At 70.5% G+C, this 23,215-nt stretch carries 23 protein-coding genes; 11 read left to right on the forward strand and 12 right to left on the reverse strand.

The features are described 5' to 3' along the window. Nucleotides 1-202 precede the first annotated feature (202 nt). Nucleotides 203-502, reverse strand: a complete 300-nt coding sequence (locus tag ACTWQA_RS47915; RefSeq protein ID WP_443165565.1) for a DUF1905 domain-containing protein — start codon at nucleotides 500-502, stop codon at nucleotides 203-205. An 88-nt stretch (nucleotides 503-590) separates the two neighbouring features. Between ACTWQA_RS47915 and ACTWQA_RS47920 the strand changes: the two genes are divergently transcribed. After that, nucleotides 591-1,010, forward strand: a complete 420-nt coding sequence (locus ACTWQA_RS47920; protein ID WP_443165517.1) for a hypothetical protein — start codon at nucleotides 591-593, stop codon at nucleotides 1,008-1,010. Between the two features lie 94 nt (nucleotides 1,011-1,104). Here the strand turns inward: ACTWQA_RS47920 and ACTWQA_RS47925 are convergent, their stop codons facing one another. The 5 genes from ACTWQA_RS47925 to iscB all read right to left on the reverse strand — a co-directional run bounded on the left by ACTWQA_RS47925 (nucleotide 1,105) and on the right by iscB (nucleotide 5,584). Further along, nucleotides 1,105-1,563, reverse strand: a complete 459-nt coding sequence (locus ACTWQA_RS47925; RefSeq protein WP_443165518.1) for a GNAT family N-acetyltransferase — start codon at nucleotides 1,561-1,563, stop codon at nucleotides 1,105-1,107. A 390-nt stretch (nucleotides 1,564-1,953) separates the two neighbouring features. Next, nucleotides 1,954-2,700 (reverse strand): CbrC family protein, encoded by a 747-nt coding sequence (locus ACTWQA_RS47930; protein WP_443165519.1) that lies wholly within the window; start codon nucleotides 2,698-2,700, stop codon nucleotides 1,954-1,956. 101 nt (nucleotides 2,701-2,801) lie between these two features. Then, on the reverse strand, nucleotides 2,802-3,542 hold the full coding sequence (locus ACTWQA_RS47935; protein WP_443165520.1) for a nucleotidyltransferase domain-containing protein: 741 nt from the start codon (nucleotides 3,540-3,542) through the stop codon (nucleotides 2,802-2,804). Beyond that, complete coding sequence (locus tag ACTWQA_RS47940; protein ID WP_443165521.1) at nucleotides 3,539-4,195, reverse strand: nucleotidyltransferase domain-containing protein; 657 nt, start codon at nucleotides 4,193-4,195, stop codon at nucleotides 3,539-3,541. The genes ACTWQA_RS47935 and ACTWQA_RS47940 overlap by 4 nt, the downstream gene beginning before the upstream one ends. 81 nt (nucleotides 4,196-4,276) lie before the next feature. Then, nucleotides 4,277-5,584, reverse strand: a complete 1,308-nt coding sequence (gene iscB / locus ACTWQA_RS47945) for an RNA-guided endonuclease IscB (RefSeq protein ID WP_443165522.1) — start codon at nucleotides 5,582-5,584, stop codon at nucleotides 4,277-4,279. 435 nt (nucleotides 5,585-6,019) lie between these two features. Here iscB and ACTWQA_RS47950 point away from each other — a divergent pair, with 435 nt between their 5' ends. From ACTWQA_RS47950 to ACTWQA_RS47970, 5 genes are all read left to right on the forward strand, one after another. Continuing rightward, nucleotides 6,020-7,885, forward strand: a complete 1,866-nt coding sequence (locus tag ACTWQA_RS47950) for a propionyl-CoA synthetase (RefSeq protein ID WP_443165523.1) — start codon at nucleotides 6,020-6,022, stop codon at nucleotides 7,883-7,885. 64 nt (nucleotides 7,886-7,949) lie between these two features. After that, a complete protein-coding gene (locus tag ACTWQA_RS47955; RefSeq protein ID WP_443165524.1) occupies nucleotides 7,950-10,799 on the forward strand; it encodes an NACHT domain-containing protein in 2,850 nt (949 codons plus the stop codon). A gap of 555 nt (nucleotides 10,800-11,354) precedes the next feature. Beyond that, nucleotides 11,355-12,197 carry a hypothetical protein gene (locus ACTWQA_RS47960; protein WP_443165525.1) on the forward strand — a complete coding sequence of 281 codons (843 nt, stop codon included), beginning with the start codon at nucleotides 11,355-11,357 and terminating at the stop codon, nucleotides 12,195-12,197. 46 nt (nucleotides 12,198-12,243) lie between these two features. Continuing rightward, nucleotides 12,244-13,152 (forward strand): hypothetical protein, encoded by a 909-nt coding sequence (locus tag ACTWQA_RS47965; RefSeq protein WP_443165526.1) that lies wholly within the window; start codon nucleotides 12,244-12,246, stop codon nucleotides 13,150-13,152. 21 nt (nucleotides 13,153-13,173) lie between these two features. Next, nucleotides 13,174-14,121, forward strand: a complete 948-nt coding sequence (locus tag ACTWQA_RS47970; RefSeq protein WP_443165527.1) for a hypothetical protein — start codon at nucleotides 13,174-13,176, stop codon at nucleotides 14,119-14,121. A 53-nt stretch (nucleotides 14,122-14,174) separates the two neighbouring features. On the opposite strand, the gene ACTWQA_RS47975 is transcribed toward ACTWQA_RS47970, so the two are convergent. Further along, entirely contained in the window at nucleotides 14,175-15,053 is an 879-nt protein-coding gene (locus ACTWQA_RS47975; protein ID WP_443165528.1) for a helix-turn-helix transcriptional regulator, read from the reverse strand. Nucleotides 15,054-15,179: 126 nt separating this feature from the next. On the opposite strand from ACTWQA_RS47975, the gene ACTWQA_RS47980 reads away from it, so the two are divergent. Together ACTWQA_RS47980 and ACTWQA_RS47985 are read left to right on the forward strand one after the other, a co-directional pair. Beyond that, the gene (locus tag ACTWQA_RS47980) at nucleotides 15,180-16,178 is read left to right on the forward strand and encodes an aldo/keto reductase (protein ID WP_443165529.1); all 999 of its coding nucleotides are present in this window, start codon (nucleotides 15,180-15,182) and stop codon (nucleotides 16,176-16,178) included. Between the two features lie 106 nt (nucleotides 16,179-16,284). Continuing rightward, nucleotides 16,285-16,440: an aromatic-ring hydroxylase C-terminal domain-containing protein gene (locus ACTWQA_RS47985; protein ID WP_443165530.1), complete on the forward strand. Its 156-nt coding sequence runs from the start codon at nucleotides 16,285-16,287 to the stop codon at nucleotides 16,438-16,440. A 60-nt stretch (nucleotides 16,441-16,500) separates the two neighbouring features. On the opposite strand, the gene ACTWQA_RS47990 is transcribed toward ACTWQA_RS47985, so the two are convergent. Then, nucleotides 16,501-17,637: a UDP-N-acetylglucosamine--N-acetylmuramyl-(pentapeptide) pyrophosphoryl-undecaprenol N-acetylglucosamine transferase gene (locus ACTWQA_RS47990; RefSeq protein ID WP_443165531.1), complete on the reverse strand. Its 1,137-nt coding sequence runs from the start codon at nucleotides 17,635-17,637 to the stop codon at nucleotides 16,501-16,503. A gap of 4 nt (nucleotides 17,638-17,641) precedes the next feature. Further along, the gene (locus tag ACTWQA_RS47995; RefSeq protein ID WP_443165566.1) at nucleotides 17,642-18,457 is read right to left on the reverse strand and encodes a formylglycine-generating enzyme family protein; all 816 of its coding nucleotides are present in this window, start codon (nucleotides 18,455-18,457) and stop codon (nucleotides 17,642-17,644) included. Nucleotides 18,458-18,791: 334 nt separating this feature from the next. On the opposite strand from ACTWQA_RS47995, the gene ACTWQA_RS48000 reads away from it, so the two are divergent. Continuing rightward, nucleotides 18,792-19,769: a Ppx/GppA phosphatase family protein gene (locus ACTWQA_RS48000; protein WP_443165532.1), complete on the forward strand. Its 978-nt coding sequence runs from the start codon at nucleotides 18,792-18,794 to the stop codon at nucleotides 19,767-19,769. 58 nt (nucleotides 19,770-19,827) lie between these two features. Next, nucleotides 19,828-20,100, forward strand: coding sequence for a hypothetical protein (locus ACTWQA_RS48005; RefSeq protein ID WP_443165533.1), 273 nt, complete (start codon nucleotides 19,828-19,830; stop codon nucleotides 20,098-20,100). A 7-nt stretch (nucleotides 20,101-20,107) separates the two neighbouring features. Here the strand turns inward: ACTWQA_RS48005 and ACTWQA_RS48010 are convergent, their stop codons facing one another. Both ACTWQA_RS48010 and ACTWQA_RS48015 read right to left on the reverse strand, forming a co-directional pair. After that, on the reverse strand, nucleotides 20,108-20,539 hold the full coding sequence (locus tag ACTWQA_RS48010; protein ID WP_443165534.1) for an ATP-binding protein: 432 nt from the start codon (nucleotides 20,537-20,539) through the stop codon (nucleotides 20,108-20,110). A 138-nt stretch (nucleotides 20,540-20,677) separates the two neighbouring features. After that, the gene (locus ACTWQA_RS48015; RefSeq protein ID WP_443165535.1) at nucleotides 20,678-21,217 is read right to left on the reverse strand and encodes a TetR/AcrR family transcriptional regulator; all 540 of its coding nucleotides are present in this window, start codon (nucleotides 21,215-21,217) and stop codon (nucleotides 20,678-20,680) included. A 100-nt stretch (nucleotides 21,218-21,317) separates the two neighbouring features. Between ACTWQA_RS48015 and ACTWQA_RS48020 the strand changes: the two genes are divergently transcribed. After that, nucleotides 21,318-22,889, forward strand: coding sequence for an MDR family MFS transporter (locus ACTWQA_RS48020; RefSeq protein ID WP_443165536.1), 1,572 nt, complete (start codon nucleotides 21,318-21,320; stop codon nucleotides 22,887-22,889). On the opposite strand, the gene ACTWQA_RS48025 is transcribed toward ACTWQA_RS48020, so the two are convergent. Beyond that, a complete protein-coding gene (locus ACTWQA_RS48025) occupies nucleotides 22,870-23,190 on the reverse strand; it encodes an STAS domain-containing protein (RefSeq protein ID WP_305918904.1) in 321 nt (106 codons plus the stop codon). The two genes, ACTWQA_RS48020 and ACTWQA_RS48025, sit on opposite strands and share 20 nt — an antisense overlap. Nucleotides 23,191-23,215: the final 25 nt, after the last annotated feature.

Here is a 23,215-nt window from a genome sequence, read left to right on the forward strand (position 1 = left end):
CCGGCGTTGCTCGCGATCCAGGCGGTGGTGCTGATCGCACTTCCACTCGCCTGGTGGGTGCACACGCACGCTTCTTCGCGCCGCGCGGGCGCTGGGACGGTGACGGGATGAGCGCCTTCTCGGCCCCTGCCAGGCCTGCGGTCGACTGTCGGCCGGACGCCCAGGAGTTCTGGATACTCCTGGTCGCCGGCCGGCAGGGTGATCAGACGTCGAGGAGCTCGACGGTCACGCTCGCCAGGTCCCCCACGTCGAGCCCTTCGGTCTCGCGCACGGTTCGCTTGATCGGCAGCGCGTAGCAGCCGCGCCCCTTGTCCGGGAAGATGGAGGTCTTCCAGCTGCTCCCGCCGATCGTGACCCGCACCCGCAGCGAACCGAACCCACGCCGCGACCCGCCGGTCATGTCCTGAATCGCCTCGGACTCCTCGACGGGCAAGCTGACGAAGGTCCAGCTATCTGCCCGCCGAGCATCCCAGATCCACAGCTCGGCATCGAAGACGATCATCACGGGCACAGCATGGCACACGGGTCCGACATACCTTCGGCATACCGCCACTTCGTAAGTTGTGATCAAGACTTACGAGAGGGACACCATGAAGATCCTGCGTAACGTGGCTGTCGTCGCCGCCATGGGCCTGGCCACGTCGATCACGGCGGCGCCTGCCATGGCATCCGCCGACCAATACCTCATCGCACGCTGCGCGAAGGGCAACTTCGGCATCGAGATCAGGGCCCGCTACCTGACGTCCGGGACAAAGCACGTGTTCAACCAGCTGTCCTGGCGGATCTCCGGCAATGTCGGTAGCAAGAACACCGTCCGCTTCTCCTTCATGCAGGACGCCCAGCCGGACTTCGTGTTCAAAGTTTTCAACTACGAGGGCGGCAAGACGGGCTCGCGGAACATCTCGGTGATCAGGCCGAAGGCGCACCAGGTCTTCGTGAGGTTCGGTGTCCGGTTCGACACGAGCGCCTCCTCCGACCCGGGCTGCACGTACCAGACCCGCGGCATCTAGAGTGATGGGCCGGTCACCTCCGAGAGTGTGACTGGCCCGGGGAATCGACCCACGTAGTAGGGGCGGACGGCGTGGTTCTCTGCGGGATGTGGTCTCAGCGCGGTTGATAGTTGAGCGTCCCGAAGGGCCAATGCGTGGACAGCCAGGCTGTCACGGCTTCATACAAGGGCACGTCCAGTTCGGCACGGTTGGCCCGGACCCAGGAGGATACGTCAGCGTCGTGGTCGTCGCTGGGAGAGGGATAGATGTAGACGCATCCGATCACCTCGTCGCCGGCCGCATCGAGGACGGTGTAGGTGAATCCGCGGCGCTGAGCGAAGTCGTTCGCGTGGCGCTGCAGGTCGGCGAGGTTCGCCTCCAAAGTCATGCCGCCTACGGGGGGCCATGCTCCATCCGGGAAACCCGGGGTCGCGCGGATGTGCTCGATGCTGCTGGTCCAGGCAGCGTGGTCGGCGGCGTTGTGCTGGGGTCCCAGGGGTTCCAGACGGAACTGTGGGGTGGCCAGGTAGGAGGGAACAGCGAAGTCGTCGGGGACGAACGCATGGTCGTTCATGAGACCGAGGCTATGGGGCTGACCTCGCGGGTTGCATCTGGATTGATCCGCCCCTCATGCCGCTCATCAACCGGCCCATCTATCGCGACGCCAACAGCAGTCGACTCCGCCGCTGAAGATGCCCTTGGCCGCCACGTATCCCGCTCTGGCGGAAAGTGTCTACCGGCGCGCCTGAATCACCGCCGACCGGGCACCTGCCGGTTTTATTGCCGGCCTGAACCCACCGCGCCGTGCCTATGTATTCCCCGGTTTTCGGGCTTGCGTACTCGACCTTCCAGGCAGCGCTCAAGCTGGCCGCGCTCGCCGGTTCCTGAGCCGTTCTGTCGAGAGGTCGGTGCCTACGGCGCCCCTTGCTTCCGGCCATCGAACACCGTAATGACCGGAGGGGCATCATGCACGCTCGATGTGGCCCCGGCGGCCATCACAAGTGCGGCAGCGGAAAACGTGGGACCCGGTTTCCGTATGTGCGGGGAAGCGGTCAGGCAGATGCTCCCATACGCCAGCCGAGTCGCTGTCGCGCATGGCCATCAGGAAGGCTCCCTCCGGATCCTCTGGTGCATAGGCGGAGAAATCCTCCTTGCCCCACTCCCCGAGGTACGTCATGGCCTGGCCACAGCAGAACAGCCACACTTCTCCTTGCCAGGTCGAGTACGTCGGCGTGCGCACGAGTTCGAGAAGGATCTCCGAAGAGATGAAGACTCCCACCCAGTCGTCGCCGTCGGGCATGTCCAGCTCGAACCCAGGGGCATGGTGAAGAACGGGGACGCCGTGGGTGCGACCGCGCATCGCATCCTCCCAGCGCACCATTCCGTACTCGGTGTCCTTGGTCAGGGCCGCCTTGCCCTGGCGCAAGCAGGAGACGCAGACCGCCGGGTCTTCCAGCCTGGCCACCGGCATCGCGGCTCGGCAGTGCGGACAATCCACTGTGGCCGTCTCATGCTCGTCGGCCGGCACCGCGAACGACCGAGCGCAGTGCGCGCATTCGTGGATGACATCGGCGCCGATACCGAGATCGAACGTGGGATCGGCCTCCAGGGAGCACAACGAGCAGCGACCCGTTCCGGCGTACTCGCTGGATTCCGTCAGGGGCGCGGCGAACAGGAGGAAGGGGGATGGCTGTATGGGCGAGCCAGACATGGACGCAAATATAGGGCCGGAGGGAATCGGATCCGGAGTGCCACGGTCAGGACTAGCCACGCCGACCCCCATCGACGCGGCGTCCTGCCCGCCCACCAGCATCACGGCGCCGCCAGCCGCGCCCGTACCACGAGACCGTGCAGCGCCTCCTCCGCCGTCGCCCGCTCCGGCAGAGACGAGGCGTCCCGCGCCTCCTCCAGCGCGGCCGTCATCCGCTCCACGTCCGCCTCCACCCCCAGCACGGACGGCGACCGCCCGTGCTCGGCCTCCCGCTTCAAGGCGACCAGCTCGGGCAGGTACGCGGGCCCATACGTGTACAGCCGCGTCAGGTCGGCCTCCAGCTCCCCGGCACGCATGAGGTGCGTCCCCGTGGCCAGCACGCGGAAGGTGTAGAGCAGCGGCTTCAGCTCCATGGTCTTCGTGAAGAGCCCCCACTGCGTCCGCGCGAACCCCAGGTAGTGGTGGGCGTGGTGCCGCGTCACGCAACCCGGCGCCAGGGCCACCAGCTCCTCGTGGACCGGCGACGACGCCACCACCAGCGGCGACAGCAGCTGCTCCAGCACATAGCCGTTGCGCCCGAGCAGCAGGCGGCAGAACTTCGCGAGGTCGTGCGTGACCAGGTCCATCTCCACGCCGTCACGCGTCCACGTCCGCTCCAGCGTCTCCGGCCCGTGCCGCAGCCCCGCCACCTCCTCGACCGGCAGCACGTGCACGCCCCGCAGGTCCACGTCGGAGTCCACCGACGGGAACCCGTACAGGTGGGCCCCGCTCACCGTCGCGAACACCAGCGGGTACGGCTGCTCGCCCGGGATCTCGGACAGCCAGCCGGGTAACACGCTCACAGATTCTCCTTACGCACACCGAACAGGAACTCCTCGACCCGCTCCCGGTCCGGCGCAGCGGGCAGCACGCTGGGCGTGGCGGCCAGCTCGGCGGACAGGGCCGCACGCCAGCCGTCCACCTCCGCCCACGGCACCTCGCCCCGTTTGATTGCCAGCAGTTGCTCTCGGTACGGCCCCATATCGACCAGCGGTTCACCGTAACGCATCAGGTGCAGGCCGCTGAGCAGCAGTCGCACCATGTGCATGGCCTGCTTCCACTTCGGCGCGGCCGGGTCGAGCCGGCGGAACTGCGCGTCGGCGTATCCGGCGAAGGACTGCTGCGCCTTCGCCGACACGAACGCCCCGCGCAGGTCGCGCAGCTGCCGCCCGGCCGGCGTGATCAGCTCCACGATGGGGGACCACAGGCACTCCAGAACGGTGGGGTTGGCGTCGAGCGCGAGTACGCAGAAGCGTTCGACCTCCCACGAGAACTGCTCGGGCAGCGGCCCGTCCCGGTGCGTGGCGGGCTTGTCCAGCCGCCAGAACGCGGCCGTCGGCGCCACGAACACGCCCCGCCGGTCGGTGTCCGAGGTGTCCGTTTCGAGCCCGTACGCCCGCGACCCCATGACGACAGAAAGGATCAGGTCATCAGCAATTTCCGCTCCGCCCTTCACCTCAGGCCGGAGAGAGAACGACTCCTGTCAAGCAGGACAGGAACAGGCGATCCGCCGTCAGGCGAAACGCCGTCGAAACGGTCACATTGGCGCATCGTTTCCGCTTTCTGCCTGGTAGTGGTAGGCGTAGCCGTCGCCGCGTTGCAGCAGCCGGATATGCCGGTGGTGAACACCCTGCACGACACCCCTCACGGTAGTGATGTTGAACTTGCCGGTGGTACGGACCGAGACCCGGCCGATGTGTACTCCGGCATTCTTTCCGGACGGCACGCTCGCGCGGACCAGGTCGCCCGTGGCGAACCCGTGGACCTGCTTGACCCGGGGCAGACGCAGCCGGGGGAACCCGTACCGGTCGGTGCGGGTGCGGGCGTAACCGCCGCGCCCCGCCGCACCCGCCACCAGCACCGTGGCGGGCCAGCCTTGCACGTCGGCGAGCTCACCGACGTGCAGCGCGTCCAGGGTATGGGACTTGGGGGCGCCGGTCCGTGACCGGTTCCATTTCGTCCGCCCGCCCGAGGCGGCGTGCACGGGCAGGCCGGTCGCCGCCAGGGCCCGCCCCAGCGCCCATCGGGTGGCGTTGACCGCCGCCGCGTCCCGCAACGGAACCTTGGCGTTCGCCTGGATGCGGGCCGCCACCTCCGGCTGATCGGCCAGGAACTCGGTCACCGGCCGCGCGTTCTTGCGCTGGTTACAGCCGACGCAGGCCACGGCCAGGTTGCTGACCCGGTCCGAGCCGCCCCGGGATCGAGGGTGGATGTGGTCAATGTTCAGCGGCACGCCGGTCTTGCCACAGTACGCGCAGGCCCGGGCCCACTTTTCCAGCAGGTACTCGCGCACCTCGTACCCGGCCAGCGTGCCCTGCTGGTACTCCACTCCCTCCAACGGGCGGCCAGCGGACATGGCGTGGACATCGAACGCCACCCGCTCGATGTGCACGGCGCGGACCGGCGCCCACCGGGCCAGCCGCGTGACCCACGAGATCGTGGTGTCCACCCGGTGGCGCAGCGACGGGGCCAGCCACCCCTGCGGCCGGGCGCGGTTGTCAAACCGCGGCTTACGGTAGCGCAGATTCTTAGTGCGGCGGCGCCGCCGGAAGGCGGCCCGCGCCGCCAGCCGGTCACGGATGCGTCCGCCCCGGTGGTCGAGCTGCACCGCGAACAACCCGGTCCGGGTGCCCTCGTCGTTGTGGAAGACGGCCAGGCCGGTGTGCTTGCTGCCCGGGTCGATGCTGGCCTCGACACCGGGCACCCGGCAGGAGTCCACCTCGCGGTCCTTGAGCCGGATCACCAGCGGGGTGTGCCGGTGGATCACTGCCCGGCCCGAGGCCAGCAGCTTGCGCGCCATGCCCGGCCGGGTCGGCTGCAACGGTCGTCCGTGCTTGTCCAGCACGAAAACGTGGGGTTGGTGTGCGGCGGGAATGCCGCGGCCTCCCTCAGCGTCGCGCGACGCTGAGGGGTGACGCCCGCCGCGTGGTGCGGTGCGGCGGGTCTCCCCTCGCCCATGTCCCACACCGGGTGCGCGGCCTGCCGCGCGCCTGTCTCCCGTTTCGTCCCTGCTCCCGGGGTTGTCTGCTGAGACAGGTTCCAGAGCGTGCCGCTGAGGAAGCACGGCACGGTGGGTCTGCTGTCCTGCGTGAAACGTAGCCATCAAGGATGCACCTCCTTGTCGGTGATGGCTCGGGCTGGTCAAACAGGGCCGACCCGCCTACAACGGCGAACCGTCTATGGCGGGCAGGCCCCGGCCTTCAGCCTTCAGGCCGGGGAACCTTTGACCACTCACCCGAACATCTTGCGCCATAGGGCGGGTGGCTGGTCTGATCGATAAGTGGGCGGTTATGACGAAGCTTATCGGCACAGCATTCAGCATCCCGACGAGTTCTGGGCCGCGGCGGCCCGCGGCATCGACTGGGACGTGGCGCCCGCCACCGTCTTCGGCGACGGCCGGTGGTTTCCCGACGGTCGGCTCAACACCTGCTACAACGCGGTGGACCGGCACGTGGCGGCCGGGCGCGGTGAGCAGGCCGCGCTGATCTACGACAGCCCCGTCACGGGCGTGGTGCGCACCTTCACGTACACAGACCTGCTCGACCAGGTCGCGCGGACCGCGGGCATGCTGAGGGACCTCGGCGTGCGCGCCGGCGACACTGTCGTGATCTACATGCCGATGGTGCCGGAGGCTGTGGTCGCCATGCTGGCGTGCGCGCGGCTGGGCGCCGTGCACTCGGTGGTGTTCGGCGGGTTCGCGGCCAGGGAGCTGGCCGTGCGGATCGACCACGCCCGGCCGAAGGTCGTGATGTCGGCGTCGTGCGGGATCGAGCCGGCTCGGGTGGTGGAGTACAAACCGCTGCTGGACTCGGCGCTTGAGCAGGCCACACACCGGCCCGACCGGTGCGTGATACTCCAGCGGCCGCAGTGCGTCGCCGTGCTTGCCGAGGGGCGCGACGTGGACTGGGCGGAGGCCGTACGCGGCGCCGAGCCGGCCGACTGCGTGAGTGTGGCCGCCACCGACCCGCTCTACATCCTTTACACCTCCGGCACCACGGGCTCGCCGAAGGGCGTCGTGCGCGACAACGGCGGGCACGCCGTCGCGCTGCACTGGAGCATGTCCAACGTCTATGGTGCCGCGCCCGGCGAGGTCTACTGGGCGGCCTCCGACGTGGGCTGGGTGGTCGGCCACTCCTACATCGTGTACGCCCCGCTGCTGGCCGGCTGCACGACCGTGCTGTACGAGGGCAAGCCCGTCGGCACCCCCGACCCCGGAGCGTTCTGGCGGGTGGTGTCGACACACGGCGTCCGGACGCTGTTCACCGCGCCGACCGCGATCAGGGCCATCAAAAAAGAGGACCCATCCGGAAATTTCGCGAAAAAGTGGGATCTGTCTGGACTTCGCTACCTCTTCCTGGCCGGCGAACGCCTCGACCCCGACACCTACCACTGGGCGTCCGACCTGCTCGGCATCCCCGTCATCGACCACTGGTGGCAGACCGAGACCGGCTGGCCGATCGCCGCCAACTGCGTCGGCCTCGAGCCCCTGCCGATCAAGCCCGGCTCCCCGACCAGGCCCGTGCCCGGCTGGGACGTGCACATCCTCGACGCCGACGGCAACGACCTCCCGCCGGGCGTCGACGGCGCGGTCACCGTCAAGCTGCCGCTGCCGCCCGGCGCGCTGCCCACCCTCTACCGCGACGACGGCCGTTACCGGCGTTCCTACCTGGAGCGCTATCCCGGCCACTACCTGACGGGCGACGGCGGCCACCTGGATGCCGACGGCTACCTGTACGTCATGGGCCGCATCGACGACGTGATCAACGTGGCCGGGCACCGGCTCTCGACCGGCGCGATGGAAGAGGTCATCGCCGCGCACCCGGACGTCGCCGAGTGCGCCGTGATCGGCGTGGCCGACCAGCTGAAGGGCCAGCTCCCGGTCGGCTTCGTGGTGCTGAAGGCAGGCGCGGAACGCGACCCGGAGGAGCTCGAACGCGAGCTGACCGCCCTGGTGCGCGAGCGCATCGGCCCCGTGGCCGCCTTCCGCCGCGCCGTGGTGGTCGCCCGGCTGCCGAAGACCCGCTCGGGCAAGATCCTGCGCGCCACGATGCGGGACATCGCCGACGGCAACCCGTACACCATGCCGTCCACGATCGAGGACCCCGCCACGCTGCCCGAGATCGCCGAGGCCATAGGAGGAAAGTGACGGGAAGCCTGCGAGACGGTGGCATACGGCGCATGATGGGACATCCCAGTCCCGGGAGAAGGTCATGATCGAGACTCCGAGCTACGCAGACGCCCTGAGGACGCTCGGATGCAAGGACAGCAGGCTCGCCAAGGTGATCGGCTTCGCCGCGGCCGCCGAGCGTACCGGCTGGCCGCTGGCCGGCGGTCAGCAGCTGGTGACGGGGCTGGCCGACATGCGGCACTCCATCGTCCGCTACGGCGAGGACATCGCCGCCCGCATGGCCGAGCTGCGCGGCGGGGTGGACCGGCACACCCGCACGCAGCGCCTGGCCGCCGCGCACGCCGTGATCGTGGTCTCGGCGTACTTCGAGGCGCTCGGCGAGGCCAAGCTGCCGTTCACGCTGGAGCAGCTCGACCGGACCGAGGCGATCTCGCACGGCGTGCCGACCCCCGAGCGCTTCGCCAGGCTGATGGCGGAGCTGCTGCTCGAGCGGCTCCCCACGCCCGAGCCGCACCTTCCGTACGGTGAGACCCGTCAGGCCGTGGAACGTGCCTACCTGCGCATGTCCGAGGCCATGGCGGGGTATGTCGGCGGCCTGTCCATCTGGGACGAGCTGACCGTCGACGACCAGCTCCTGCTGCCCAGGATGCTCGCCGAGGGGCCGCCCGCGCACGCGCTGCGCATCTACGACGAGGACTACCGGTCACTGGCGCTGGACAGCCACGAGTTCGGGGTGCGCAGCCTCGTCACCGAGCGTCCGCAACCGGCGACGGCGCTGTCGCGGGTGGCGTGGCTGCTGGCCGAGCTGGCCCCGCCGCGGGTGGGCGACCGTCCCGTGATCCACCTGGCCAGGATGGCCGCGAACGCCCTCGACCAGCCGCTCCTGCTGGCCGGCAAGCTGCCGGAGGACGTCTATCTGCCGCTGCTCGGCGAGGGCTACCTCACCCCGCGCTGCCGGGTCGCCGAGCTCACCCGCGAGGCCACCCCCGCGTTACGCACCTGGTGGGAGAGCCGGCGGCTGCTGCCCGACACCGAGGCGTTCCTGGTCGGGCACCTCACCTCGCTGCGCGCCACCCAGGCGCCGCTGCTCGTGCTCGGCGAGCCGGGCTCCGGCAAGACGAAGCTGACCGAGGTGCTGGCGGCGCGGCTGGCCCGCTCGGAGTTCCTGCCGATCAGGGTGGACCTGCAGAGCGTGGCCGCGCGGGCGAGCGTCACCGAGCAGATCGAGCAGGCCGTCGGCGCGCTCCTCGGGGACCAGGTCGAGTACGCCGAGCTGGTGTCGGCCGCCGACGGGGCGCTGCCGGTGATTCTGCTCGACGGGTTCGACGAGCTGGTGCAGGGCGGCGTCGACCGCTACGACTACCTGGCGCAGGTGCAGGCGTTCCAGCACCGGGAGGCAGGCCTCGGCCGGCCGGTCGCGGCGATCGTGACCAGCCGCACCGTGGTGGCCGACCGGATCAGGTTCCCCGACGGCCTGCTGGCGCTGGAGCTGCAGCCGTTCGAGGACGACCAGGTGCGTCAGTGGCTGACCATCTGGGACCAGGCCAACCGCGCCCTGCTGGCCAGGCGCGACCTGAAGCCACTGCCCGCCGAGGCGGCGCTCGCCCACGGTGAGATGGCCAGGCAGCCGCTCCTGCTGCTCCTGCTCGCGCTCTACGACGCCGGCGGCAACGCGTTGCAGCGCGGCACGCCCGCGCCGCTCAAACGCTCCCGCCTGTACGAGGTCCTGCTGAGGGACTTCACCGAACGGGAGACCGGCGGGGCGCGGCGCGTACTGATCGACCAGGAGCTCGTCATGCTGGGCACAGTGGCACTGTCCATGCTGGCGCGCGGCCGCCAGGTCATCACCGACGAGTCCCTCGACCGGGACCTGCCCGCCCTGTGCCACGGCGGCGAAGACGACGGTGCCGACGAGCACGGCCACGTCGACTGGGCGCGCAGGGCCACCGAGCGGTTCTTCTTCGTGCGCAGGAACGGCCACGCGTTCCTGCATTCCACGTTCGGCGAGTTCCTGGTGGCCTGGCTGGCCATGTACGCGCTGCGCGACCTGGACCGGCGGCGCCGCCACGCCGGGGACGAGCCGCTCGCCCTGGTGCAGAGCGTGGACGACGACCTGCTGTACGCCGTCACGTCCCACTCCTGCCTGGCCGAGCGGGGGGCGACGGTCGGGTTCATCCTGGAACTGCTCGACGAGGTGCCGAGCGCAGTGCGGGCCCGCTGCGCCGAGCTGCTGACCGGGCTGCTGCGGCGCTCCCTGTACGAGCGGAGCCGCCGCCATTTCACCGGCTTCCGCCCGGTGCGTCACACGCTGACCCGGCGCCTGGCCGCGTACTCGGCCAACCTCACCCTGCTCATCGCCTGCGCCTCGGAGGAACCGGTCGCCGTCTCGTCGCTGCTGCCGGGACCGGACTACCTGGAGCGCTGGGCGTCGTTCACCCACCTGTGGAAGGGCCAGCTGGGGGAGGAGGGCTGGCAGGGCCTGGTCACCGCGCTGTCGGCGCAGCGGGTGGTCGAAGGCGGCAAGGAGGACGTCGTGCTCGGCGGGACGCGGCCCTCCGGCATGGGCGACGTCGTCGTGGCGGTCGCCACCGGCCACTCTCCGCGCCACCGCCGGCTGCTGGACCTGCTGCTGCGCGCGCTGGGGGAGGGGCGTGCGCTGCCCTTCCGGGACCGCGTCGGCATCCTGGAGGAGCTGCTGCGGACGGCGGCGGTCCGCTCGCCCGCCATGCACCAGGCGCTGGGGGCGCTGTGGGCGGAGCCCGGCGCCGACCACGCCGCGTTGCGGCCGCTGCTGCAGGCACTGCTCGCCGACCCGGCGGGCCGGATGGCGACCTGGGAGCAGCTCGTCAAGGCCGGCATCCCGGAGACTGAGCTGTGGGACCTCTACGACGACGTCAGGGAGCCGACGGATCCACCGGCGGCTCCACGATGATCGTCACCGGCCGTCCGCGCGGCTCCCACGCATGCCGTACCCGGCCGCTCTAGGCCGCTCGACCTGCTGGCTACGCGCTGCTTGGCTACGCGCTGCTCGGCGCGACGGCGCTTGGGGGCTCGGGCCGGCCTGGCTGTGCGCACGGCCCGAGGCCGCGCCGGGGCCGCTGCCGCGCGGCGCCCAGAGCCGCGGCCGCCGTCCTGGTATCTGGCCCGCGCTTGGCCGCCGCCTGGCGCCACTCCGTCGGCGCGCTACTGCGGGGTTTTCAACGACGCGCCAGGGAAGGGCACGCGGACTCGTCGATGCGCATCAAAGGGGGCGGGCCGGGGCGTCGGTGCTGGTCGACGCACGAGTCGCGGCGCCGTTCCGGTGCCCGCGACCGTGGAAAGCGCTTGGCGCGTGCACATGGGGTTCCCGGCCCTGACCTTTCCGAGGCTGACACTCCGCCCGAATGTTACGTAATATCCGAACATCACGAGCGTTGGGGGCGCCAGGGTGCCAGGACAGAGCGTGGGTGTGGTCGTCGATCCGGGAGTTCCCCCGGAGGTAGCCGGTTTGTTGCGTGCGAATGCCCCGCTGCTGTCGAGGGTGCGGGCAGGCTGGGTGCCCCCCGCCGCGGAGCACCACACACGCCGCAAAGGCCCCTCCAGCGTCATGCTCCTGGCCATCACGCCCGCCGTGATCGCGCTCATGGCCGTCCTCCTGGCCTCGCGCATGGCGCCGGCCGGGTTCGTGCTGCTCGGCACGTACGTCTTCATCGTCCTCGTCAAGATCGCCTCCATGAGCGAGGTGCCCGAGGACGACCGCCCGCACGAGCGGCACGTGTACGAGCAGGCCCGCTGGTACGACGGCCGCTACCTCCTGGCCGACGACTTCGACCACGACGCCAGGCTCGTGCTGGGCAGGGCGCAGCGGGCCATCGGCTCGGTGCTGCGCTCCCACGTCAACGCAGAGGGCCTGCTGGACGACACCCGCAACGCGGTGATGCTGCCCGCCCAGGAGTGGGAGATCGCCCGCCTGCTCGCCAAGCTGTCGGCGCTGCGCGGCGAACACAAGGAGCTGCTGGCCCGGGGCATCGCCCCGGAGGTCGCCTCGGTGATCGAGCCGCTCGAACGCGCCCTGGCCGGCAGCGAGGCCGCCGTGGTCGCCCGCGTGGAGGCCCTGGAACGTTACGCCGGCCACGTCGCCGAGGCCGAGCGTGCCTACCACGCGCGCGGCCAGATCGAGGAGCTGCGGTCGCGGCTGCCGCGCTACGAGGAACTGCTGGCCGAGTCGGGAGCCGACGCGCTGGGGGTGAGCGAGATCGAGCGGCTGGCCGAGGACGCCGACGTGCTGGAGCGGACTTTACGGCGCAGCGTCGCCTCCGCGCATGAGGCGTTCAAATATCTGGAAGGCTGACAGCCGGACAGACTGTCCCAGAGCATGAGTACATAGGATCAGTTACGTGGCCGGACGTCAGGCGAAGGTGATAGTCGATCCGGCGGTCCCCCGCGACGCCGCGGCCCTCTTACGTGACAACCCCGAGATCCTCGCCCGCATCCACGACGGCTGGGCGCCCGCGCACAAGCGCCTGCGCCTCGTGGCCGGTCTCACAGCCCAGCTGGCCGTCACCGGAACGGCCGCGCTCGCCGGGCTGTACGGCCTCACCCTCTTCGTCGCCGGTCTCTACACCCCCTTCGTCGTGATGACGACCGGAGCCGCGCTCATGGTCGTCGCCCTCCTGCTCAGGCCCAGGCCCGACGCCGAGGTGGAGCGCCGCCACGCGCTCGAACGTCTCGTCCACGACAAAAGCCGCGGCCACCACGGCCGCTACGTCCTGCGCGAGCACCTCGACGAGCCCGCCCGCGCGCTCATGGCCCGCGCCCAGGAGGCCGTCGAGCAGGTCGTGGGCTCCCAGGTCAACGCCGAGGGACTGCTCGACGACGCCGGCAACGCCGTGATGCTGCCCGTACAGGAGTGGGAGATCGCCCGGCTCCTGGCGAAGTTGTCCGAGCTGCGTGCCGAGCATCAGGAGGTCGTCTCCGAAGGGGTCACCCCGGAGGTGGCCGCCGTGGCCGAGGCCCTCGGTGAGGCGCTCGACAGCAGCCAGCGGGCTGTGCTCGCCCGCGTCGAGGCGCTGGAACGTTACGCCGGCCACGTCGCCGACGCCGAGCGCGCCTACCGCGCCAGGCGCCAGATCGAACGCTTCAGCGCCCGGCTGCCCCGCTATGAGGAGCTCCTGGCGGAGTCGGGCGCCGGCGGGTCGGCCGTTCCGGAGCTCGGAAGGTTATCCGATGACGCCGACCGCCTTGAGCAGGCACTACGCGACAGCGTCAGTTCGGCGCATGAGGCTTTTCGCCACCTTAGGGGGTGACTTCGCTTAGGATCCGATTTTGTGGCGGATGTCGTGGTAGACCCCGGAGTGCCGCCGGACGACGCGCAACTGCTGAAACAGAGCCGGCGGATCCTCATCAAGATGCGTCAGGGCTGGGCTCCGCAACCACGCAGGGTCCTGTCCAGCGCGCACTGGCGGATGGTGGCGGCCTTCGCCACAGTGGCCTTCTTCGGGCTGATGCTCGGCTTAGGCGCCGCGGGCAGGGGACTCGGCCTGCTCATGCTCGTGCTCTTCGGCATCCCCCTCATGATCGTGCTGTTCGTCCGCAACGACCTGCCGGGCGAGGAGGAGGACGACTTCGAGCGCGAGATCTACGAGCAACTGCGCTGGTACGAGGGCCGCTACGTGTTGACCGACGACCTCGACGAGTCCTCCAAGAGGCTGCTCAGCCGCGCCCAGCGGGCCATCGCCGCTGTGACCGGCTCCCGGGTCAACACCGAAGGACTGCTCGACGACGCGCGCAACGCGGTGATGCTGCCCGCCCAGGAGTGGGAGATCGCCCGCCTCCTGGCCAAGTTGTCGGCACTGCGCGCCAAGCACAGGGAGACCGTCTCGCGTGGCGTCACGCCCGAGGTCGAGGCGGTGGCCGCGCCCCTGGCCCGGGCGCTCGACAGCAGCGAGGCCGCCGTGATCGCCCGCGTCGAGGCGCTGGAACGTTACGCGGCCAACGTCACCGAGGCCGAGCGCGCGTACCGCGCCCATCAGCAGATCGAGGAGCTGCGCGGCCGGCTGCACCAGTACGAGGAGCTGGTGGCCGAGACCGGCGCGGACGGCTTCGCCACGACGGAGCTGGAGCGGCTGGCCGCCGACGCCGACCGGCTGGAGCAGGCGCTGAGGCGGAGCGTCAGCTCCGCCCACGAGGCCTTCCGCTACCTCGACCCGAGCCCACCCGGCGACGACGGCCCCCCGACCCTTCCGGGCCGCCCCGCCGACGGCGGCCTGCACTAGCCGGGTGCGTTCACGGCGTTCACGCGTTCACGCGTTCACGGCGTTCACCGCGTTCATTGCGTCGAGTTCGGCGGCACGGACGTGGCGCGGTCGGCGCTTGAGGGGAACTCCTCGATGCCGAGCACCCGCAGCAGCTCCAGCCGCTCGCGGGTCTCGGCGTCCGCCGGCGTGAACACCAGCAGTTGCTGACGCTGGTCCGGGGTGACCAAGGTCTCGCAGTTCATCACCATGCGGCCCACCCGCGAGTTCAGCAGGGTCTTGCGGCTGGCGCGCCGGACCGCCACCTCGTGCTCGGCCCAGAGCCGGCGGAAGTCGGCGCTGGCGGCCTGCAGACGGTCGACGAGTCCGGCGACCGTGGGGTCGCCTGACCGGCGGCCGACGGCCGCGCGCAGGTCGGCCACGAGCTGACGGGCCTGATGTTCCTGCTCCTCGGGCGGGTGGACGGCGCGGGTGGCGGGGTCGGTGAACCAGCGGTAGACGATGTAGCGCCGGTCGCCGGAGATGCCGGTGAGGTCGCTCGTCAGCAGGACGGCCGCCCGGTTCTGAGCCAGGACCTCCCCCAGGTCGGACAGCACCACGGCCGGGGTGTCTCCGAGCAGGTCGAGCATGCGCATCAGGCCGGCGCGGGCCAGGCGGGCCACCCCGTCGGCGGGCGGGGGCCGGTGGCCGGCCAGGTGGAACAGGTGGTCGCGCTCGTCGTCCGACAGGCGCAACGCCCGGGCCAGCGCGGCGAGCAACTGGGCCGAGGGCTGACTGCTGCGGCCCTGCTCGAGGCGTACCACATAGTCCACCGACATGCCGGCGAGCATCGCCACCTCTTCCCGGCGCAGGCCGCTCGTGCGGCGGCGGGGGCTGTCGGGGAGGCCCACCTCGGCCGGACGGATCGCCTCGCGGCGGCGGCGCAGGAAGTCGGCGAGCTGGTCACGTTGCATGGTTCCATGCTGCCTCGCGGCAGGCGAGCCGAGCCAGGGAGCGGCTCTCCCATGATCAACGCTCCGATTCCGCCCCGCCCCGGCCCGGGCCCACGATGGGGCGAGACGACGTCAGCAAGGGAGAACATGATGCAGAGACGAACCCTGGGCCGCACGGGACCGGCCGTTTCCGCGCTGGGCCTGGGCGCGATGGGCATGTCGAGCGGTTACGGCGCGGCCGACCGCGCGGAGAGCATCGCCACCGTGCACGCCTCACTGGAGGCCGGCCTCACGCTGATCGACACCGGCGACTTCTACGCCATGGGCCACAACGAGTTGCTGCTCGCCGAGGCACTGCGCGGCCGGGATCGCGACGGCTACGTGCTGAGTGTCAAGTTCGGCCAGCTGCGGGGGCCCGGCCGCGAGTTCGGCGGGCAGGACGGCCGTCCCGAGGCGGTGAAGAACTTCCTGGCCTACTCACTGACCCGGCTGGGCACCGACCACATCGACATCTACCGTCCCGCGCGGCTGGACGCTGCGGTACCGATCGAGGAGACGGTGGGCGCGATCAAGGAGATGGTCGACGCCGGGTACGTGCGGCACATCGGGCTCTCGGAGGTCGATGCGGCGACGATCCGCCGGGCACACGCCGTGCACCCGATCGCCGACCTGCAAATCGAGTACTCACTGATCTCCCGCGCGGTGGAGGCGGAGGTTCTGCCCACACTGCGGGAGCTCGGCATCGGCCTGACCGCGTACGGCGTCCTCGGCCGCGGCCTCATCTCCGGACACTGGAGCGCCGGCCAGACCGCCGGACCCGGCGACATGCGCGCCATCAGCCCGCGCTTCTCCAGCGGGAACGTGGAACACAACCTCGCCCTCGTGGACGCTCTGCGCCGGATCGCCGAGGCGAAGGGCTGCACCGTCGCTCAGCTGGCCATGGCCTGGGTGGCCGCACAGGGCGAGGACATCGTGCCGCTGGTCGGCGCGCGCACCCGCGAGCGGCTCGCTGAGGCGCTGCCCGCGATCGACCTGAACCTCACCGCGGACGACCTCACCGACATCGAGAAGGCGGTGCCGATAGGCGCGGCACGCGGCGACCGATACCCGTCCGCGTTCATGTCCAACCTCGGCGTGGGCAACTGAACCCGCCTTCCCGGCGGGACCCGCTCCGGCGTGAGGTCCCGGCCGGGCCATGAAGCGGAGACGAGGAGGCCGTCGTGGGAGGGGGTGCCGGGGTTCGGCGGTCCGCGTGCCCGACCCGGCCACGCCCGGCCTGCCCGCGGCGATCCTCGTCCGCCCCGACGGCTACGTGGCCTGGGCGAGCGACGACCGCACGGACCTGGCGGCCCAGGCGAAGGCCGCCGTGGCACGCGGCTTCTCGGCCGAGCCGGTGTCCCGCGCCTGACCCGTTATATGGCGCCGTACTGGGCCGGTCGTGCAAGCCTTCGACACCGCCCGCGGCGCGCTAGACCGTCTGGACCCTGGCCGTCTCCAGCAGCAGGTCGCACAGCGCGTCCGCGGCGTCCACGCGGCCGAGCTTGGCCGCCGCCTGTCCCATCGCCTGCCGCAACCCCGGGTCTGCCAGCAGCGGCATCAGCTCGGCCAGCAGCTGCTCGGCCGTCGGATGCGGCTCGAGCAGCGCCCGCGCCGCCCCCGCCGAGGCCAGGTAAGCCGCGTTCTTGCGCTGCTCGTCACCCCCGGTCGGGATCAACGGGATCAGCACGGCGGGTTTGCCGATCGCGGTCAGCTCCGACACCGTGCCCGCCCCGCTCCGCGCGATCACCACGTCGGCGGCGGCGAACAGGTCGGCCAGCTCGCCGCCCACGTACGGCACCGGGTGGTAGCGGTCGGCCAGGTCGGCGGGCACCTCGACGGCCCGCATCTGCTCGATCCAGGCGGGACCGCACTGGTGCACGACCTGCGCGTGCGGCAGCAGGCGCGGCAGGATCTCCGCGATCAGCGTGTTGATCTGCCTGCTGCCCTGCGCGCCCCCCGTGACGTAGATCAGCGGCACCTCGAACGTCAGCCCGAACAGGTCGTAGGCCGCCGCCCGGTTGCCCTGCAGCAGCTCGGGCCGGACCGGGTTGCCCGTCACCACGGCCCGCTTCCTGGCCGAGGCGGGCAAGTGCTCCAGCGACGACTCGTGCGACAACGCGATCCTGGTCGCCAGCCTGGCGAGGATCCGGTTGGCCAGCCCCACCACGGTCGTCTGCTCGTGCATCACGAGCGGCCGCCTGATCAGCTTGGCCGCCACCCCGATGGGCACCGCCACGTAACCCCCGGTCGACAACACCACGTCGGGCAGGTAGCGGGCCGCGTGCCCGATCGCCTGGCAGACCCCGACCGGGATGCGGAACACGTCGGCGATGTTGGTGCCCAGCTCCTTGAGGTTCGGGCGGCGGCGCAGCTTCCCCGTGGTGATCGCCTTGAACGGGATGCCGTGCTCGGCCGTGATCCTGGCCTCCAGGCCGTTGGCCGTCCCCACCCACAGCACGTCGTGCGGTATCTGCCGCCGCTGGATCGCCGACAGGGTGGTCAAGGCCGGATAGGTGTGGCCACCGGTGCCGCCGCCGGTGATCAACAGTCGCAGGGTTCGTGACATGCGATCAGACTATGGCCGCACAGCGGAAACCCGTGTGCCCGGTCGAGGAGTCCGGTGTGTTGGCCGTGCGGGCCGCCACCCGGTAGCGGTTGCAGTAGGAATCGTGGCACATGTACGAGCCGCCGCGGATCACCTTCGCCGTCCCCTCGGCGGGCCCGGCCGGGTTGTCGGCGCGCGGCTCCCACGTCGTGGCCCACCAGTCGGCGGTCCACTCCCATACGTTGCCGGACACGTTGTACAGGCCGTATCCGTTCGGCTGGAACGACTTGACCGGCATCGTGCCCCGGCTCGGCGCGGTCGGGAAGCGACCCTGCCAGATGTTGCACCGCGGCCGCCCACTGGGGGCGAGCTCGTCGCCCCATGGAAACCGCTTCTGCTCCAGCCCGCCGCGGGCCGCCATCTCCCACTCCGACTCGGTCGGCAGCCGCTTGCCCGCCCACGCGGCGTAGGCGGTGGCGTCGTGCCACGACACGTGCACGACCGGGTGGTTCTGCCGGTCGCCGATCGACGACCCCGGGCCCTCGGGGGAGCGCCAGGTGGCGCCCTCCACGCCCGCCCACCACGGCGCGCCCGGCACGGTCGCGTCCATCACGCCGCCCGTGACGAACTGCCGGAACACGAATGACCAGCCGATCCGCTCGGCCTCGGTGACGTATCCGGTCTCCTTGACGAAGGTGGCGAACTGGGCGTTCGTCACACACGCCGGATCGATCATGAACGGGTCGAGCCGCACCTCCCTGACCGGGCCCTCGCCGTCCTCGGGCCGGCCGTCCGGGTCGCTCCCGCCCATGAGGAACGTCCCTCCGGGAACGCGCACCATCCCGCGCGGCGCCGCCCGCCGCGTGGTGATCCCCACCGGCCGCGGGTGCGTCCCCGCGGCGGTGCCGTCTCTGCTCGGGCCACAGCAAGCGCTCAAAGATCCCCCCAAACGTGTCGCGACACCAAGGAAGGGTAGTGCCTGGAGCGTGCGCATCGGAGTTCGGATCACCGGGCCGCCTGCTCTGGTCGTCGTCCATCCGGATCTTCGCGTCCCCGGGCGTCCCCGGGCGTTTCTGCGTGAGCGCTCAGTCAGGCCGACCGTCACGTTGGAGGATCCGATGCCGGCACTCACCCTCTGTTTCGTAGTAAAAGCGGCAGAACGGTAGCGTTTGCCCATGCGACTCGGCGTGCTGGACATCGGCTCGAACACTGTTCATCTACTGGTCGTCGACGCCCACCGCGGCGCCCGGCCGATGCCCGCGTTCTCACACAAGGAGGGGCTCCGCCTGACGGAGTACCTTCGCAAGGACAACCGGCTGGCCGACGAGGGCATCGAGCGGTTGTGCGACTTCGTCCAGGAGGCCGTCCACCTGGCGGAGGACAAGGGGGTGGAGGACCTGCTGGCCTTCGCCACCTCCGCCGTGCGCGAGGCGGCCAACGGCGAGGAAGTGCTCGCGCGCGTCGAGGAGAGCTGCGGCGTGCACATCGAAGTGTTGTCGGGGCGGGACGAGGCCAGGCTGACCTTCCTGGCCGTGCGCCGGTGGTTCGGCTGGTCGTCGGGGCGGCTGCTGGCCTTCGACATCGGGGGCGGCTCGCTGGAGATCGCCGGCGGCGTGGACGAGGAGCCGGACGTGGCGGTGTCGCTGCCGCTGGGCGCCGGGCGCCTGACGCGGGACTGGTTCACCACCGACCCCCCGGCCGCCGACGAGGTGCGCAGGCTGCGCAAGCACGTACGCACCGAGATCGCCCGCACCGTCGGCGACGTCGTCAGGTACGGCGAGCCCAACCGCGCCGTGGCCACCTCCAAGACCTTCAGGCAACTCGCCAGGATCGCCGGGGCCGCGCCGTCCAGCGACGGCCCGTACGTGGCGCGCTCGCTGACCCGGCAGGACATGGCCGACTGGGCGGTCAAGCTCACTACCATGACGGCGGCCGAGCGGGCGGAGCTGCCCGGCGTGTCCGAGGGCAGGGCCGCGCAGTTGGCGGCCGGGGCGCTGGTCGCCGACGCGGCCATGGACCTGTTCGAGGTGGACCGGCTGGAGGTCTGCCCGTGGGCGCTGCGCGAGGGCGTCATACTGCGCCGCCTCGACCTGCTGCCCGGGCGTCACGACCAGTCCACCGCCGCCCCCAAGAAGACCGAGAAGTCGAAGTAAGGGTGATATATCCCCAAAAATCGGCATAAGGCGCTGGTGGCCGGGCACCTTCCGGCGAATGTTGGACGTGTTCGGCACCATCGGGTCCGTGGTGGTCGTACTCCTGCTGGTCGTCCTGGCCACCCTCGTCATCGCGGTCGTCGCGCTGGCGGCGCTCGCGGTCATGGCCGGGTCGATGACCAACTGGCGCAGGCTGTGGCGGCGGCTGACCGGCAGGCAGGCGCGGCTGACGCTGAAGCTCAGCGGGAGCACGGTGCCCGAACGGCGGCGAGCGGAGCTGAGCGGGGACACACCCCGGCTGCGGCGGCGTTTCCTGCTCGGCGGCGACTAGGGCTGGGTCACGACGCCATGAGGGGCGGACCTGCCGCCCCCGGCGTGTACCGGAGCCGCTTCTCCAGGCACACCACCGCGCCGTTCTCGCGTTTGTTGGTGAAACGGATGTCGTCGGCGAGCGCCCGCATGATCTGCAGTCCTCGGCCGTACTCGGCCCCCGGCTCGGGTTCGAGCACCGCGCGGGGGTCGAAGCCGTCGCCGGTGTCGACGACCTTGATGACGCACACGTCGTGCTGGACGGTGGCGCTGACCGTGTAGTCGTCGCTGGGCGCCGCATGTTTGATCACGTTGGCGCACGCCTCGGTCAGCATGAGCTCGATGTCGTCGCGCACCTGCGGCTCGACGCCCAGCGAGCGGAGCGTGCCGTCCAGCATCTGCCTGATCACCGGGACGCTCGCCGCATCCCTGGGCAGCCGGAGCGCGATTGTGGCTTCCACGGCGCCTCCTCCCGAATGGATGCGTGTGGGGCCCCTGCCCTCGATCCTCCGCCCCAATCGTCCCTTTAAAGGCCAAAAGTCCGGAAACGTTACGGTGGTTCGCGTCCAGCGGGCCACCGCAGGCGGCGACGGGTGCACCTACAGCTCCAGCAGTCGCCGGGCCACCTCCATGGACGCCTTGTCGACCTCGTCCTCGGTCAGATCGCCCGGCATCCACCTGCCGGCGTGCAGCGCGAACAGCGCCAGCGAGCGGCTGATCCGCTCCACCGGCGTGGCGCCGGGCTCGTTCATCTGCTTCGTCAGCTCGATCATCATGTCGCGCATCCTGGAGAGCTTGGGATGCTCGCGCAGCGCCGTCTGGTTGCGCTCGAGGAACCTCGCCATCTCGATGTGGCGGGGCCCCCGGAGGTTCGCGGCATAGCGCTCCAGCAGCTCGCGCCGCATCTCCGGCGTCTTCGGCTGGGTCTTCGCCCACTCCACCAGGTTTTCGATCTCGGCGACGTGCAGGTCCACCAGGCTCGCGACGATGTCGTCCTTCGTCTTGAAGTGGTAGTAGAGGGCGGCCTTCGTCACGCCGAGCTCCTCGGCGATCTCCCGCAGCGAGGTCGCCTCATACCCCTGCTCGGTGAAGAGCCTCAGCGCGATCTCCTGGATCCGGGTTCGCGTGTCTTCCCGCACATTGCACCTATTTCAGCTTGACGGCCGGCAAGTAAGTCTTTAGCTTAGTCTATGCTTGCCGGTCGGCAAGTAAGCAAGATCTTCACATGGGGGTGTGCGGGTGGCGGAGACAGTCGGGCGGCGTCGTGAGGTCATGGTCGTCCTGCCGGGGCTGATGCTGGCGATGGTGCTGGCGATGCTGGACAACATGATCGTGGGCACGGCCATGCCCCGCATCGTGGGCGAGCTCGGCGGCCTGTCACAGCTGTCCTGGGTCGTGACGGCGTACGTGCTGGGCACCACCGTCTCGACGCCCATCTGGGGCAAGATCGGCGACCTGTACGGGCGCAAGAGCATCTTCATCATCTCGATCGTCATCTTCATGATCGGCTCCGCGCTCTGCGGCATGGCCGGGTCGTCGTTGCTCGGCGGTCCGGACGGCGGCATGGCCGAGCTGATCGCGTTCCGGGCGGTGCAGGGCCTCGGCGCGGGCGGCCTGATGGTGAACGTCATGGCGATCATCGGCGACCTGGTGCCGCCCCGCGAGCGCGGCCAGTACCAGGGCATCATGGCCGGCGTCATGTCGCTGGCGATGATCGCCGGCCCGCTGGTCGGCGGGTTCATCACCGACCACCTCGACTGGCGCTGGGCGTTCTACGTGAACCTGCCGGTGGGCGCGGTCGCGCTGGTCCTCATCGTGACCAACCTGCATCTCCCCAAGCTGCACAACACGGTACGCATCGACTGGGCGGGCGCGACCCTGCTGTCGATCAGCATCACCGCGATGGTGCTCATCACGACCTGGGGCGGCAACCAATACCCGTGGGGCTCCTGGCAGATCCTCGGCCTGGCCGCGCTCGCGGTGCTCACGCTGGCGGCGTTCGTGCTGGTCGAGCGGAAGGCCGCCGAGCCGATCATGCCGCTGCAGCTGTTCAGGAACCGCAACTTCACGCTGATCTCGGCCATCGGCTTCCTGCTCGGCTTCGCCATGTTCGGCGCGATCAACTTCCTGCCGTTGTTCCAGCAGACCGTGCAGGGCGCCAGCGCCACCAACTCCGGCCTGCTGCTCCTGCCGATGATGGCCGCGGCCATGGTCGTGTCGCTCATCGTGGGCAAGGCCATCACCAGCACCGGCACGTACAAGATCTACCCGGTGATCGGCGGCGTCGGCATGGCGGCCGGCATGTGGCTGCTGTCCACGATGGACGCCGGCACCCCCACCTGGCTGACCGGCGTCTACATCGCGGTGCTCGGCCTCGGCATGGGCTTCCTCATGCAGACCACGCTGCTGATCGCGCAGAACAGCGTCGAGCAGCGCGACCTGGGCGTCTCCAGCAGCGCGACCACGTTCTTCCGGTCGATCGGCGGCTCGTTCGGCGTCTCGTTGTTCGGCGCGGTCTTCAACAGCACCTTCCACTCCGAGCTGACTGCCAGGTTCGGGGCACGCGCGGCGGAGGGGATCGCCGCGGGCGGCGGCAGGATGGACCTCGCGTCCCTCGCTCAGCTGCCGAGCGCGCAGCGGACGGGGATGCTGGAATCGCTGGCGACGTCGATCTCCGGCGTCTTCTGGTGGGCCATCGCCTTCGCCGTGGTGGTGCCCGTGCTGGCGGCGTTCATCAAGGAGATCCCGCTGCGCGGCGGCGGCCCCGTGACCGCCTCGGCGAAGGAGCCCGTTACTCCGGCGGCAGGCTGAACAGCAGGTCGAGCGCGGTCATCGTGAGGAGCTTGCGCAGGTAAGGCGTCAACGCCACCACCTGCATCACCGCACGGGCGGCCGCGGCTCGCTGCTGGAGGCGGACGAGCGCGGCCAGGCCGGAGGAGTCGATGAAGGTCAGCGCCGACAGGTCCACGTCGATCCTGCGGTAGCCGTCGGCGAAGGTCAGGGCCGCGAGCTGGTAGGCGGAGCCGTGGTCCAGGTCGCCGCGGAGCGCGAGCGCGACGGTCGTCGCGTCCGGGGCGGCGACCTCGATGCGCAAGGGCATCCTGTCGAGCACTCCCATAGCTTAACCGGGCGAAAAT

Origin of the sequence: Nonomuraea sp. 10N515B, assembly GCF_052245915.1 — a bacterium.
In the GTDB taxonomy this organism is placed as follows: Bacteria; Actinomycetota; Actinomycetes; order Streptosporangiales; family Streptosporangiaceae; genus Nonomuraea.